13 protein-coding genes are annotated in these 14,624 nt (G+C 65.7%); 8 read left to right on the top strand and 5 right to left on the bottom strand.

The window, feature by feature from the left end; translation table 11 throughout:
• The first annotated feature begins 16 nt into the window (after positions 1 to 16).
• The 5 genes from rbfA (at position 17) to CR156_RS12545 (ending at position 5,821) form a co-directional block, all read left to right on the top strand.
• Complete coding sequence (gene rbfA / locus CR156_RS12565) at positions 17 to 400, top strand: 30S ribosome-binding factor RbfA (protein ID WP_025876229.1); 384 nt, start codon at positions 17 to 19, stop codon at positions 398 to 400.
• 109 nt (positions 401 to 509) lie between these two features.
• Entirely contained in the window at positions 510 to 1,418 is a 909-nt protein-coding gene (truB, locus tag CR156_RS12560) for a tRNA pseudouridine(55) synthase TruB (RefSeq protein WP_100553091.1), read from the top strand.
• A gap of 179 nt (positions 1,419 to 1,597) precedes the next feature.
• Positions 1,598 to 1,858, top strand: a complete 261-nt coding sequence (rpsO, locus tag CR156_RS12555; RefSeq protein ID WP_005410445.1) for a 30S ribosomal protein S15 — start codon at positions 1,598 to 1,600, stop codon at positions 1,856 to 1,858.
• Between the two features lie 147 nt (positions 1,859 to 2,005).
• The gene (pnp, locus tag CR156_RS12550; protein WP_100553090.1) at positions 2,006 to 4,114 is read left to right on the top strand and encodes a polyribonucleotide nucleotidyltransferase; all 2,109 of its coding nucleotides are present in this window, start codon (positions 2,006 to 2,008) and stop codon (positions 4,112 to 4,114) included.
• Positions 4,115 to 4,261: 147 nt separating this feature from the next.
• On the top strand, positions 4,262 to 5,821 hold the full coding sequence (locus tag CR156_RS12545) for a winged helix-turn-helix domain-containing protein (RefSeq protein ID WP_100553089.1): 1,560 nt from the start codon (positions 4,262 to 4,264) through the stop codon (positions 5,819 to 5,821).
• On the opposite strand, the gene CR156_RS12540 is transcribed toward CR156_RS12545, so the two are convergent.
• Both CR156_RS12540 and CR156_RS12535 read right to left on the bottom strand, forming a co-directional pair.
• A complete protein-coding gene (locus tag CR156_RS12540; protein WP_100553088.1) occupies positions 5,790 to 6,848 on the bottom strand; it encodes a serine hydrolase domain-containing protein in 1,059 nt (352 codons plus the stop codon). The two genes, CR156_RS12545 and CR156_RS12540, sit on opposite strands and share 32 nt — an antisense overlap.
• Before the next feature lie 103 nt (positions 6,849 to 6,951).
• A complete protein-coding gene (locus tag CR156_RS12535; RefSeq protein ID WP_100553087.1) occupies positions 6,952 to 7,953 on the bottom strand; it encodes a tetratricopeptide repeat protein in 1,002 nt (333 codons plus the stop codon).
• A 205-nt stretch (positions 7,954 to 8,158) separates the two neighbouring features.
• Here CR156_RS12535 and CR156_RS12530 point away from each other — a divergent pair, with 205 nt between their 5' ends.
• Complete coding sequence (locus CR156_RS12530; protein ID WP_100553086.1) at positions 8,159 to 9,349, top strand: glycoside hydrolase family 18 protein; 1,191 nt, start codon at positions 8,159 to 8,161, stop codon at positions 9,347 to 9,349.
• Positions 9,350 to 9,408: 59 nt separating this feature from the next.
• Here the strand turns inward: CR156_RS12530 and CR156_RS12525 are convergent, their stop codons facing one another.
• From CR156_RS12525 to CR156_RS12515, 3 genes are read right to left on the bottom strand one after another with little or no spacing between them, the layout of a single operon-like run.
• Positions 9,409 to 10,968, bottom strand: a complete 1,560-nt coding sequence (locus CR156_RS12525; protein WP_100553085.1) for a PepSY-associated TM helix domain-containing protein — start codon at positions 10,966 to 10,968, stop codon at positions 9,409 to 9,411.
• A 10-nt stretch (positions 10,969 to 10,978) separates the two neighbouring features.
• Positions 10,979 to 11,242, bottom strand: coding sequence for a hypothetical protein (locus tag CR156_RS12520; RefSeq protein WP_089236284.1), 264 nt, complete (start codon positions 11,240 to 11,242; stop codon positions 10,979 to 10,981).
• Complete coding sequence (locus CR156_RS12515; RefSeq protein WP_025876254.1) at positions 11,242 to 11,538, bottom strand: hypothetical protein; 297 nt, start codon at positions 11,536 to 11,538, stop codon at positions 11,242 to 11,244. Before CR156_RS12515 ends, CR156_RS12520 begins: the two co-directional genes overlap by 1 nt.
• 418 nt (positions 11,539 to 11,956) lie before the next feature.
• On the opposite strand from CR156_RS12515, the gene thrS reads away from it, so the two are divergent.
• Positions 11,957 to 13,858, top strand: a complete 1,902-nt coding sequence (gene thrS, locus CR156_RS12510; RefSeq protein WP_100553084.1) for a threonine--tRNA ligase — start codon at positions 11,957 to 11,959, stop codon at positions 13,856 to 13,858.
• A 49-nt stretch (positions 13,859 to 13,907) separates the two neighbouring features.
• Complete coding sequence (gene infC / locus CR156_RS12505; protein WP_089236282.1) at positions 13,908 to 14,450, top strand: translation initiation factor IF-3; 543 nt, start codon at positions 13,908 to 13,910, stop codon at positions 14,448 to 14,450.
• Positions 14,451 to 14,624: the final 174 nt, after the last annotated feature.

The raw sequence follows: 14,624 nt of genomic DNA, 5'->3' as shown, positions 1-14,624 counted from the left end.
ATCAAGAGCCTGCCGCGTGCCCAAGACTTTCCACCGAACCGACCGTGTATCCGCCCAGCTGCGCCGTGAACTCGGCACCCTGGTGCACAACGCCGTGCGCGAGCACGGGTTGCCCTCGGTGAGCGTGTCCGACGTGGAAATCACCCGCGACATGGCCCACGCCAAGGTGTTCGTCACCGCACTGATGCCGGAACGTTCGGTGGAAGCAGTGAAGGGCCTGAAGGAACTGGCCTGGGGCCTGCGCATGGAGCTGGCGCGCGCGATGAAGCTGCGGCATGTGCCGGAGCTGCATTTCCATTACGACGACTCGGTCGATCGTGGCGAGCGCATCGACAACCTGCTGCGCGACCTGCCCGATACCGTGGCCGCCGAAAAGCGTCGCGAAGGCGACGAAGAATAACCGCGCGACGCCGGGCATGCCCGGCGTTGTTGCATTCCGGCTGCGCGATGTCTGATGCAGACCGCGCTGCGCGCTCGCTGGGCATGGCCCGGCGCTACCCGTACCTGTCATGACCCGAATTCAGTTCCGCCGCCTGGATGGCATCCTGCTGCTCGACAAGCCGACCGGCATGAGCTCCAACGCCGCGCTGCAGGTCGCTCGTCGCCTGTTCCGTGCGGAAAAGGGCGGCCACACCGGCAGCCTTGACCCGCTGGCCACCGGCCTGTTGCCGCTGTGCTTCGGCGAGGCCACCAAGATCGCCGGCCTGCTGCTGGGCTCGGCCAAGGCCTACGACGCCGAGATCGTGCTGGGCCAGACCACCGATACCGATGACTCGGAGGGCCAGGTGCTGCTCGAGCGGCCGGTGCCTGCGATCAGTCCCGAGACCCTGCAGGCGGCGATCGCGCCGCTGCTGGGCGACATCCTGCAGCGTGCGCCGATCTATTCCGCGCTCAAGCAGGGCGGGGAACCGCTTTATGTGAAGGCCCGCCGAGGCGACGCCATCGAGGCGCCCGAGCGCCAGGTCAAGGTCCATGCCATCGAGATACTGGAGCAGCAGCCCGAGCGGCTGCGGCTGCGGGTCACCTGCGGCTCGGGCACCTATATCCGCAGTCTGGCCCGTGACCTGGGTGAAACGCTGGGCTGCGGGGCGCACATCAGTGCCCTGCGTCGCTTGTGGGTGGAGCCGTTCCACGAACCGGCGATGGTCACCCTGGAGCAGCTGAGGGCCCTGGTGGAAGCGCAGGACGAGACCGCCATGGACGCGCTGCTGCTACCGCTTGCAGCCGGTCTGTCCGAGTATCCCCGGGTCGACCTGGACGCCGAGCAGACCCAGCGTTTCTGCGTGGGCCAGCGCCAGCGCGACCCTTCCTGGCCGCGCGGCCTGGTGGCCGTGTTCGGTCCCGGATCGGCGGCGCAGGGCCTGGGCCAGGTCGACGATAGCGGTCTGCTGGCCCCGCAGCGCCGCTTCAACCTCTGAACGGGGAAGTCCGGTTCAGCCCCGGACCTTGTTCCAAAGCCCCCTGGCCGTTACAATTTCGCGGCCGTTTTACGGCAGCCTGCCGAAGGCGGGTTTCATCCATTTGTTGGTTCACGGCGAGCCAGGCGGTGCGCGAAAGCGCGTTCCTGCCGGCCACGCATCACAGAGAAAAAAAAGACATGTCGATCGACACCCAGAAGGTCATTGAAGACAACAAGCGCAGCTCGGCTGACACCGGCTCCCCGGAAGTCCAGGTTGCACTGCTGACCGCCCGCATCGAACTGCTGACCGGCCACTTCAAGACCCACAAGAAAGATCACCACAGCCGCCGCGGTCTGCTGCAGATGGTCAACCGCCGCCGCAGCCTGCTCGACTACCTGAAGAAGAAGGACGTCGAGCGTTACAAGGCCCTGATCGAGAAGCTTGGCCTGCGTCGCTAAGCAACGAATCCCCCGCGGCGCAGCGATGCGCCGCGGTTTTGTTTTGTAGCACCGCAATACCTTTTTCAGACCGGAACGACCGGTCATCCGTTGGCGGCAAGGGTCGCCCCCGGTCCATTCGCAGACAGCATCCCCAAGGACACCCCCGTGGCAAAAATCACCAAAACCTTCCAGTACGGCAAGCACACCGTCACGCTTGAGACCGGCGAAATCGCCCGCCAGGCCGGTGGCGCCGTCATCGTCAAGTTCGACGACACCGTGCTGCTGGTCTCCGCCGTTGCCGCCAAGAGCGCGCGTGAGGGCCAGGACTTCTTCCCCCTGACCTGTGACTATCAGGAGAAGTTCTACGCCGGTGGCCGTATCCCGGGTGGCTTCTTCAAGCGCGAAGGCCGCGCGACCGAGAAGGAAACCCTGATCTCGCGTCTGATCGATCGTCCGATCCGTCCGCTGTTCCCGGAAGACTACAAGAACGAAGTCCAGATCATCGCCACGGTGATGTCGCTGAACCCGGACATCGATGGTGACATCGCTGCCCTGATCGGTGCCTCGGCTGCGCTGTCGCTGGCCGGCACCCCGTTCAAGGGTCCGATCGCCGCCGCCAAGGTGGGTTACAAGAACGGTGAGTACATCCTCAACCCGACCGTGACCGAACTGAAGGATTCGGAGCTGGAGCTGGTCGTTGCCGGTACCGCCAACGCTGTGCTGATGGTGGAATCCGAAGCCGCGCTGCTGTCCGAAGACGTGATGCTGGGCGCCGTGACCTTCGGTCACCGCGAAATGCAGAAGGTCATCAACGCGATCAACGAACTGACCGTGGAAGCCGGCACCAAGCCGTCGACCTGGGTCGCCCCGGCCAAGAACGACGTGCTGATCAGCGCCCTGCAGGAATCCATCGGCCCGCGTCTGGGCGAAGCCTTCCAGGTGCGCGACAAGCTGCAGCGCCGCGACGCCATCTCGGCGATCAAGAAGGACGTGGTCGAGTCGCTGGCTGGTCGCGTGGCCGCTGAAGGCTGGAACCCGGCCGAGCTGTCGAAGGAATTCGGCGAGCTGGAATACAGCACCATGCGCAACTCGGTGCTGGACACCAAGGTCCGCATCGACGGCCGTGCGCTGGACACCGTCCGCCCGATCGCAGTGAAGACCGGCATCCTGCCGCGTACCCACGGTTCCTCGCTGTTCACCCGCGGCGAAACGCAGGCCATCGTGACCATCACCCTGGGCACCGCCCGTGATGGCCAGGTCATCGATGCCGTCTCCGGTGAGTACAAAGAGAACTTCCTGTTCCATTACAACTTCCCCCCCTACTCGGTGGGTGAGACCGGCCGCATGATGGGCCCGAAGCGTCGCGAGATCGGCCACGGCCGTCTGGCCAAGCGCGGCGTGCTGGCAGTGATGCCGTCGCTGGAATCCTTCCCGTACACCATCCGTGTCGTGTCGGAAATCACCGAATCCAACGGCTCCTCGTCGATGGCATCGGTCTGCGGCTCGTCGCTGGCCCTGATGGACGCCGGCGTGCCGGTGAAGGCACCGGTTGCCGGTATCGCCATGGGTCTGGTCAAGGAAGGCGATCGCTTCGTCGTCCTGTCCGACATCCTGGGTGACGAAGATCACCTGGGTGACATGGACTTCAAGGTTGCCGGTACCGCTGAGGGCATCTCCGCCCTGCAGATGGACATCAAGATCGAAGGCATCACCGAAGAGATCATGAAGCAGGCTCTGCAGCAGGCCAAGGCTGGCCGTCTGCACATCCTGGGCGAAATGGCCCACGGCCTGACCGCTCCGCGCGAAGAGCTGTCGGACTACGCGCCGCGTCTGCTGACCATCAAGATCCACCCGGACAAGATCCGCGAAGTGATCGGCAAGGGTGGTTCGACCATCCAGGCCATCACCAAGGAAACCGGCACCCAGATCGACATCCAGGATGACGGCACCATCGTCATCGCTTCGGTCAATGCCATCGCTGCGCAGGCTGCCAAGGCCCGCATCGAGCAGATCACCTCGGACGTCGAGCCGGGCCGCATCTACGAAGGCAAGGTCGCCAAGATCATGGACTTCGGTGCATTCGTCACCATCCTGCCGGGCAAGGACGGCCTGGTGCACGTGTCGCAGATCTCCAGCGACCGCGTCGAGAAGGTCGGCGACGTGCTGAAGGAAGGCGACGTGGTCAAGGTCAAGGTGCTGGAAGTCGACAAGCAGGGCCGTATCCGCCTGTCGATGAAGGCCGTCGAGGAAGGCGAAGGCGCCACCGCCGAGTAATCGACGGTGGGTGTCAACCTTGGTTGGCACGCCTCGATTCCGGTAGGTGTCAACCTTGGTTGACACGCCGAAATGAAAAAGCGGGCTTCGGCCCGCTTTTTCTTTGCCTGTCGTCCCGCAGGCCGCACCGGCCGCTATGCTTCGCGCATGGACAGCCTGCGTCTGCTCGACCTTGAAATAGATTTCCCTGCACAGCGGGTCACCCGCGCAGGTGTCGCGTTGCCGCTCCATGGCCTGAGCTGGCGCCTGTTCGAAGTGCTGCTGGAGCGTGGTACCGACATCGTCGATTTCGACACCTTGGCCGAACAGGTCTGGGCACCAGCGGTCGTGGGCGAAGATGCGATCAGCCAGCGGGTGAAGCTGCTGCGCAAGGCGCTGGGCGACGACAGCCGCCGCCCGCGGTATATCCGCTCGGTACGTGGGCGTGGCTACCAGCTGTGCGCTGCGCCGGTCGCGCTGGAGCGGACCTCGCCGCCAGCTGCACGCCGCAAGTGGCCTTGGCTGGCCGGCGGTGCCGCCGCCGTTGTCGTACTGGCCACTGTTCTACTGTGGCCCGCTACGCCATCGCCGCCGGCCGCGCAGGCCTTGCTGCAGCGCGCCGAGTACTACGCCAGCATCGGCCAGGCCGGCAACAACGAGCGTGCCATTGCCCTGTACCGGCAGGCACTGCAGGTGGATCCCGAATCCAGCAGCGCACGACGCGGGCTGTCACGTGCCTTGTCCGCGCAGGGGTGCCTGTTCAATGGCTCGGCTGCGCAGATGGACGAAGCCCTTGCCCTGGCGGACGCCGAACTCCGTCGCGCTTTCGATGACGGTGCGGCGCACGCATTGCGCGGCTATGCCTACGACTGCCTGGGGCGGATGGGCGATGCCATTGCCGATTACCAGCGCGCCATCCAGCTGGATCCCGCTGATGAGCGCACGCGCGCATCGCTGGCCTATCTGCACCAGGAGCAGGGCCATCTTGTTCTTGCGCTGCGCGACAATCTCGCATTGAAGGCGCCCGAGCGCCTGCGTTTCCGCGACGTGCAGGTGGCACGTGAACTGGAGCTGCTGGGCTTCACCCAAGCGGCGGCACAACGTCACGCGCGGAACTTCCAGCTGTACCCCGACAACGTCTTTGCCAACATCGCCTGGCCGCGCAGCCTGTTTGCAGCCGGTGCATCCGGGCCAGCCAGACAGGCGCTGTCCGAAGCGCTGTCGCGCGGCACTCCGCATCCACAACTGCTGCGGCTGCAGGGCGAATTGGCGCTGCAGGCCGGGGATCGCGCCGCCGTCGCCGCTGCCTTCGAGCAGGGGCGCCAACTGCGTCCGCAGCAGTCGTTCGGGCAGACCCTGGCCATGCTGTACGCAGCGCCGGGCCCATCACCGGAATGGATTGGCGACCGCCTCGCATCGCTGCAGGCACAGGCCGGTGATGGCTGGTCCGACGCCGCTCTGGAGCGGGCCCTGCTGTTGCAGGCGTCAGGCAACACCGCTGCCGCGATGGGGGCGTTGCAGCAGGCGGTCAACGACGGCTTCCGCGATGCGGCGTGGCTGCGCGCCACGCCGCTGTTCGCGCCCTTGCACAACACTTCGGGATGGGCGGCTCTGCTGGCGCGCATCGATACCGATATCGCACGCCAACGCAGCCGGGTACTGGCTGCCGACTGGCGTCCCGCCGATCTCTCGGGCCTCAGCGCAGCGCCGGCAACAGGAACTCGGTGAGAATCCGTCGCGACTGTGGGTGGGCCAGGCTGCGGTTGTAGGCCTGGCTGGTAACCACGGCCACGGCGCGATGCTGCGGCAGCACGAAGACATAGTTGCCACCATTGCCGGACATTGCCCACACCGTCTGTGGTTTGCCGTCGACCGCCAGTTTCAATCCCCACCATTGATAACCGTAGTCACTGCCATCGCCGGCCTGTGCCTGCGGTTGGATCATGGCGGCGATGTAGTCGCGCGGCAGAAGTTGTCGGCCCTGCCAGCGGCCGCCATCGAGTACCAGTTGGCCCAGCCTGGCCAGATCGCGGCTGCGGTAGCGCGTCCCGCCACCGCCCATGCCGATGCCCTCGGGCGACCGGTTCCAGTGGCTTGCCGTGATTCCCAGTGGTCGCTCCAGCACGCGTGCGGCGTAGTCTGCCAACGGCTGGCCGGTCGCCTGTTCCAGCACCGCGCCGAGTACGAAGGAATTGGCGGTGCAGTAGGCGAAGGCGCGCCCGTGCGGGCTGTCCGCCGGACGCTGCATCCATGGTGCAAATCCTTTGACCGGCAACCCCAGGGTGAAATCGAGCCAGCGTTCGGTCACGTACATGCGCTCTTCGTTGCCTGCCGAGAACGCATTCTCGTCATCACACTCCCACAGGGAACTCATGGTCAGCAGGTCTTCCACCGTGGTTTGGCGCAGGCGCGGATCCACCGCATGGAGCGCGGTGTAAGCCGGGAAGTAGTCATAGACGCGCGCGTGTACGCCCGGCAGCTTGCCCTCGCCGATGGCGGCCCCCACCAGCAGGGCGGTCACGCTCTTGCTGGCCGAACGCACGTCGTGCAGGGTCTGCGCATCGGCGCCGTTGAAGTAGCCCTCGTAGACGACCCTGCCGTCCACCTGCAGCAGCACGCTGCGGATCTGCTTCAGTTCATCGCTGGCAATGGCGTGTTCCAGCGCCTGCAGACGCGCAGGGTCGGGTGGGGCGGCGGTGCAGGGCAGGCTGAGAAGAGATGCCAGCAGGCCGGAAATGGCCAGGAGTGAACGCATGATCGGGCTCCATCGAAAGGAGCCCGATTGGGCCAGAGCACCGGCTGAAGTGCTGGAAATTCCCCTGAAGAATTCTGAAAGCCTTGCGTTGCAAGGCTCGGCGCTACACGGGCTGTTCTTCTTCGTGCCCCAGCCACCACACCTGACCGGGCTCCGGATCCGGAAGCGGATGCTCGCGCTGTTCAATCGCCTCCAGCACGCGCCCCCTGCCGGCTGCCGTCCATACCGCCATCAGCTTCTCCACCGCGGTCCGGCCCTGTGCGGCGATACCGAGGTTGCGTTCGCTTTCCCAGCGATCGTCATCATCACGGGTCTCGTCATCGCCACGGTCGTCATCGTGCTGGTGCGGCGTGCCATAGCTGCAGCGCAGGCACAGGTGACGCACCGACTCGGTCCAGTCCTCGACCAGGCCGATGCCCGGCAAAGTCAGCGCGCGCAGCGCGGCAATGTCCTCCGGTCCATCGCACTGCACGAACACGGCATGGGTTGCCATGTCCGACGGCTGCAGACGCTGCATGGCGTTGAACACCGGTACCTGACGCTCACCATGGCTGCGATGCCCGGTGGATGCGCCGTCATGCAGCACGATGTCGCCGAAGCGGAACCCGCTCTCAGGCAGCGGTACGTTCTCCACCCGTGCACGCACCGGATCCAATCGGCGCATGTACACGGTCTCGCCGCTGGACCACGGATTCAAGCGGACACAGGCAACGCCGAAATTGCCGTCGATCGGGCCTTCGCCCTCTGGCAGTGTGATGCCGCAACGGGTCCATTGCCGGCGCGCCTCGGCCCAGTCACCGGCGCCGGTGGCGGCAATGCCGGCGTTCCATGCGGTGGCCTCGTCGAATGCATCGCGCAGCTGTTCCGAGCGCAGGTTGTCCTGCAGCGATGCCGGCCAGTCGCGCAGGTACTTGTGCGCCAACCCGCGCATGTAGTGCAGATTGGGCAGTTCGGGTGTGAGTTCGATCAGCTCGCCGAACAGGGCAGTGGCTTCCGCCAGGTCGCCAGCATCGAACGCCGCATAGGCACGCGCTTCCATTGCCTGCAGCTTTTCGAGGGTTTCGTCGTCCAGCAGTTCGTCGTCTGCGTCGTGGTCTGCGGTCATGTCCGTGTGCCATTGAAGATCCAGCGCCACCTTAGCTCAGGCAGGTCGTGTGTTGTCCTGCAGCGAAGTGCTTTCGACGTTGCGCAGCCACGACCGTGTCAGCTTCCAGTGACCGGCCACTGTCCAGCGGACGACTTGCACGGACATCCGCACCCTGGGCCGATCTGTTTGCTAACGTGGCTGCGCCTTCGACCCGGGAGTTTCCATGTTCCGCCAGACCTTGGCCGTACTTGCAGTGCTGATCGCCGGTACCCTGCCCATTGCCGCGCAGGCGCAACCCGCGCAAACGCCGATCTTCGGTGCGTACTACCCTGGCGGTTCGGCCGAGCGCTATCCGGTATCGAGCGTCCCGGCCGAACGACTCACCCATCTGTTCTATGCGTTCTCCACCATCGAGGACGGGCGCTGTGCGATCGGAGCCGAGGCGCCGGCCAACTTCGCCGCATTGGCCGAGCTCAAGCGCCATCATCCGCATCTGCGCACGTTGATTTCGATCGGTGGCTGGGGCGCGGGCGGATTCTCCGACGCTGCGCTGACCGAGGCCAGCCGCAGGCGCCTGGTCGACTCGTGCATGGCGTTGTTCTTCGAGCGTCATGCCGGCAGCTTCGATGGCGTGGACATCGACTGGGAGTTCCCGGTCAGCGGTGGCCCGAAGGAACTGGCGCACCGTCCGCAGGACCGTGCCAACCTGACCAAGCTTGCGCAGGCTTTCCGCGTGGCGCTGGATGCTCGCGGCAGAAAAGCGGGGCAGCCGATGCTGCTGACTGCGGCGCTGGCGGCAGGTCGCCTGCAGACCGACGGTCCGTACGATCCCGTCGCCAGCTACGATCTGCCGGCGCTGGCCAAGGTGTTCGATTTCATCAACCTGATGAGCTACGACATGGGCACCGGCTTCTCGGCGGTGTCGACCTTCAATGCCCCCCTGCATGAAGTGCCTGCCGATCCGCTGGCGCCGGAACTGCGGCGCTGGAACAACGTCGCCGGTGCCGTGCAGTACTACCGCGAGCATGGCGTACCCGCGAGCAAGCTGGTGCTGGGCGTGCCGTTCTATGGGCGCGGTTTCAAGGTCACCGGCGAGTCGGCAGATGGCTTGTACCAGGCCTACAGCGCTCCGGCCGATGCCGGTGACTGGCGGGTGATCAAGGCACGCTATCTCGACCAGCCGGGCTGGAACAAGCACTGGCAGCCGCAGGCGCAGAGCCCGTGGTTGTACAACCCGACCGAGAAGATTTTCATCAGCTATGAAGACCCGCGTTCGATCGGGCTGCGGGCGCAGTTCGCGCGCGAGCAGGGCCTGGCCGGTGTCTTCATGTGGGAGCTGACCGGTGACGACGAGCAGGCCAGCCTGCTCAACGCCATGCTGGCTCCGTGGCAGAAGGCCCGCGTCGGCGACTGAGCGTGCTGTCAGCGCCGGGCAAGGGCCGGCGCTGCAATCCGATCATCGATGGCGGGTGGTCAGTTCGCCCACACGCTGTTGGGGTCACCGTTGCGGGCCCGCCGCTGGCTCGCATACGCCAGGCGGGCAAAGCCAAAGGCCATCGCCAGTGCCATCGCATCGATCCAGAACAACGGCCAGTGGCCGCGTGCGGCGGCCAACCACAGCCAGTCACCGTTGAGGGCGCCGTGTGCCACCGGCACCAGCGCGGTGCTGATCGCTGCGGCCCACAGCAGCTCGCGCGCCGCCTGCGCCGGGCGGCGCAGGGCTGCCCACAGCGCACACGCCGCCCAGGTCAGGAAGCAGGCCCAGCGGATGCCGTGGTCGACCTGTGCAGGGGCGACCCGCTCCAGCACCAGTGCGGCGACGAAGGCCACCGAGATCGCCACGCACAGGCCGATGCAGAAACCCACCGTGGCCCGCGCCATGTTGACGGCCGCGCGTGACTGCTGCGGCTGACGGCGCTTGCGGCGCGACTCGATCCACAGCAGGTTGCCCGAATAGAACAGGAAGGCGCCGCCGAGGCCGAGCAGGAAGTACAGCCAGACCACCACGCCATTGCCGAATTCGCCGAAGTGCAGGGCATAGGCGGCACTGAGCGTGGCGTGGTTGGCATCGCGTTGGCCAGGCAGCTGGCTGGCCAGCACGCGGCCGCTTTCGACATCCAGCGCGACAGCGCCGAGCGGGCCGAGCGTGCCGCTGGCCTCGCCGGTGATCTCGATGGTCGCGTTGGCATCACCGCCATTGGCCAGTTTCAGGTAGGCCGGTTCAAAGTTGGCCACACCTTGCGCGCGCGCCACTTCCAGCGCCCGTGCATGAAGTTCGCGCAGACTGCCCGGTGCAGCCGGGATGCCACTGGCTTCGCGCAGCGGCGCGGTATCCATCGCCGTCGGTACCGCCTGCAGTGCCTTGCCGTCGTAGATCAGGGGATTGAGTACGGCCATCTGCATGAACACCAGGCAGAGCAGGGCGCCAGTCACCGCGAACATCAGATGGAACGGCAGGCTGAGCACGCCGATCACGTTGTGCGCGTCCTGCCATTGCTGCTTCAGATTGCGGCCCGGGCGCAGCGCGAACAGATCGCCCAGCAGCTTGGGCAGGTGGATCACCAGTCCGCTGAGCAGGGCCATGCCGTACAGCAGGCTGACGATGCCCATCACGTAGATGCCGGCCACCGGCAGGCCCAGGCTGTAATGCAGTTCGTTGACCAGTTCGGCCAGCCCGGTCTGCGGTGGCGTCGGACTGCCGCCGGTCTGTCCCGGCCATGCATAGCGCCAGCTGCCGTCTTCGGCCTGCCAGTAGGCCAGCGGCTGCGGATGATCGGCGCCGGGGAAGGTCATGCCAACGTGGCGACGCGCTTCGGCGTGGGTGGCCAGTACATCGTCGAGCAGGTACTGGGCGTCATCCAGGCCGGCCGGCAACGCGGTTGCTGCGCCAGGCGTCTGCCACAGCGGGAGATCGTGGTGGAACAGAGTCAGCGCGCCGGCATAGAACGCCACGAACAGCCCGAAGCCGGCGACCAGGCCAACCCAGGTGTGCAGGGTGGTGAACGTGCGCAGGGTCTGTGAACTGAATTTCATGCGGTCGATCTCATTGCACCGCGCCGGTCAGGCGCAGCAGGCCGAGTACGGCGAAGCCAAGGGCCGCGCAACCGGCCAGGGTCAGCCAGGCGCGCAGCGGGCTGCGGAAACTGAAGGCCCACAGCGCGGCCAGCATCCACAACGGGACGAATGCGATCAGGCTCGGCACCAGGGCCTTCTGCCAGGGGCCCGGCGGCAGCCATGCGACCAGGCCGGTCGCCGCAGCGGCAAGGAAGAAGCCGGCGAAGATGCCGGCCAGTGCGCGCGACCACATCAGCGCGGCTCCACATCGGGGCGGTGCCATGCCGCCAGTGCCGGCAGCAGCATGGCGGCCAGCATCCAGGTGCACAGCATCGCCACCAGGCCGGCGGCAAAGCCCAGTTCGGCCATCCACAGCCACAGCGCGGCCACGGCAGCGACCAGGCCGATCTGCCGACCCAGGCGCCCGGCACGGCGCAGGCGTGGCCAACGGCAGTGCGGGGAGGCGGCATAGAAGGCCAGCGCGGAGAACATCGCCGACAGCATGCCGAGGCTGCAGAAGCCAAGGGTCGACAGGCCAACGGTGATCATTGCGGGCTCCGAGCCCGGCATACGGCCGGTGAACGCGGGGCACGGGCGGGACCGGCAGGCGCCGGTCGGGGCGGGTGGCGCATTGCAGGGTCCTGGGGGAAGCGGGCAGGCCGGCACGGAGGCTGGCTGCGCGCACATGGTAATCATTGCGTTTTCACGCCGCCAGCGAGCGCCATTCAGGCGCCGCTTGGGCTTTGTCGGCCACTGGTTTAAGATCATCGGCAACCACATCCTGGAACCAAGGTGGCCCGCGCACTGCGCCGGCCGAGCGTGCGACATGAGCACTACCACCGCCCACTGTTGACCTGCCCCGAAGGCCCTGCATTCCAGGCGCCCTCGTGGCGCTTTTTTATTGCCCGGGCGTTGGCCCGGGAGCGCTTTCCAGCCCGCCCGGCGGGCCCCGCATGAAGCCATTGCAATGATCACGATTACCCTTCCCGACGGCAGCCGCCGCGAATTCGAACATCCCGTCAGCGTCATGGACGTCGCCCAGTCGATCGGCGCCGGCCTGGCCAAGGCCACCATCGCCGGTTCGGTGGATGGCGTGCTGGTCGATGCCAGTGACGTCATCGACCACGACGCCTCCCTGCGCATCATCACCGCCAAGGACGAGGAGGGCGTGGAAATCATCCGCCACTCCAGCGCCCACCTGGTCGGCCACGCGGTCAAGCAGCTCTATCCGGACGTGAAGATGGTCATCGGCCCGGTGATCGCCGAGGGCTTCTACTACGACATCTATTCCGAGCGCCCGTTCACCCCCGAAGACATGGCGGCGATCGAAAAGCGCATGGGCGAGCTGATCGCGCAGGATTACGACGTCATCAAGAAGGTGACCCCGCGTGCGGAAGTCATCGAGATCTTCAAGGCCCGTGGCGAGGACTACAAGCTGCGCCTGATCGAAGACATGTCGCCGGAGATCCAGGCGATGGGCATGTACTACCACCAGGAATACGTGGACATGTGCCGTGGCCCGCACGTGCCCAACACGCGTTTCCTGAAGGCCTTCAAGCTGACCCGCATTTCCGGCGCCTATTGGCGCGGCGACGCGCAGAACGAGCAGCTGCAGCGCGTCTACGGCACCGCCTGGGCCGACAAGAAGCAGCTCGATGCGTACATCAAGCGCATCGAAGAAGCGGAGATGCGCGACCACCGTCGCATCGGCAAGCAGCAGGACCTGTTCCACCTGCAGGAAGAGGCCCCGGGCCTGGTGTTCTGGCACCCGAAGGGCTGGGCGCTGTGGCAGGTGGTCGAGCAGTACATGCGCAAGGTGTACCGCAGCACCGGCTACGGCGAAGTGCGCTGCCCGCAGATCCTGGACGTGTCGCTGTGGCAGAAGTCGGGCCACTGGGACAACTACCAGGACGCGATGTTCTTCACCGAGTCGGAGAAGCGTACCTACGCGCTCAAGCCGATGAACTGCCCGGGCCACGTGCAGGTGTTCAACCAGGGGCTGCACAGCTACCGCGATCTGCCGATCCGCTACGGTGAGTTTGGCGCCTGCCACCGCAACGAGCCCTCCGGCGCGCTGCACGGCATCCTGCGCGTGCGTGGCTTCACCCAGGACGACGGTCACGTGTTCTGCACCGAAGACCAGGTCGAGGCGGAAGTGACCGCGTTCCACCAGCAGGCGCTGGCGGTGTACCAGCACTTCGGCTTCGAGGAGATCCAGGTCAAGATCGCGCTGCGCCCCGAATCGCGCCTGGGCGATGACGCCACCTGGGACAAGGCGGAGGGCGCGCTGCGCTCGGCACTGTCCAGCTGCGGGGTGGAATGGCAGGAACTGCCGGGCGAGGGCGCCTTCTACGGCCCGAAGATCGAGTACCACCTGAAGGACGCCATCGGCCGCACCTGGCAGCTGGGCACCATGCAGGTCGATTTCATGATGCCTGGCCGTCTGGGCGCTGAATACGTGGACGAAAACAGCCAGAAGAAGCATCCGGTGATGCTGCACCGGGCCATCGTCGGCTCGATGGAGCGTTTCCTGGGCATCCTGATCGAGCACCATGCCGGCCAGTTCCCGGCCTGGCTGGCGCCGACCCAGGTGGTGGTGGCCAATATCACCGATGCGCAGGCTGAATACGTGTCTGCCGTGACCAAAAGCCTTGCGGATCAAGGCTTCCGCGTCAGCGCCGATTTGCGTAACGAGAAGATCGGCTATAAGATTCGCGAGCACACGCTGCAGCGCGTGCCGTACCTGCTGGTCATTGGTGACCGCGAGAAGGAAAACGGCGCTGTGGCGGTGCGTACGCGTTCTGGCGAAGATCTCGGCAGCATGAGCCTCCAGGCTTTCACCGAGCGGCTCCAGGCCGAGGGCGCGTAAATAAAGGTCCGGCCCGTGCGCATTGGCGCCCGGGCCGGGTTCGACACCCTTGGGAGATCGCAATATCAGTACCCCTGACAACAAACAGAACCGCAAGAATCAGGAAATCCGTGTGCCGCGCGTCCGCGTGATCGGCAGTGACGGAGAAATGATCGGCGTGTTGACGCGAGACGAAGCGTTGTCCATGGCCGAAGATGAAGGCCTGGACCTGGTCGAGATCCAGCCGCAGGCAGACCCGCCGGTGTGCAAGATCATGGACTTCGGCAAGTTCAAGTTCGAAGCCCAGAAGAAGGCCAGCGAGGCCAAGAAGAAGACCAAGCAGGTCGAGATCAAGGAAGTGAAGTTCCGTCCGGTCACGGACGAGGGCGACTACCAGATCAAGCTGCGCAAGATGCGCGGTTTCCTTGAAGAAGGCGACAAGATCAAGGTCAACATCCGTTTCCGTGGCCGTGAAATGAGCCACCAGGAACTGGGTCGCGAGATGGCCAGCCGGATCGAGGGTGATCTGGGCGAGGACATCGTCATCGAATCCCGTCCGCGCCTGGAAGGGCGTCAGATGGTGATGATGATCGCGCCGAAGAAGAAGACCTGAGGCCTGACGGGCTGCCTCGCGGGGCGCCTGGCGGCTGAATGGATGAAGGTGAAGGGGCGCCGCTGGCGTCCTTTTGCTTTTCCGGGACCGGCGCAGCCGGGTTGCGGATGAAAAGCTGTATGGGGGCTGGTTACAGGGCGGTTTTGCCTGTATCATGCCCGGCTCGACCCACCC

Source organism: Stenotrophomonas lactitubi (assembly GCF_002803515.1).
In the GTDB taxonomy this organism is placed as follows: domain Bacteria; phylum Pseudomonadota; class Gammaproteobacteria; order Xanthomonadales; family Xanthomonadaceae; genus Stenotrophomonas; species Stenotrophomonas lactitubi.
Note: the sequence above shows the minus strand (reverse complement) of the source record. Positions and strands in the feature narration are given on the sequence as shown.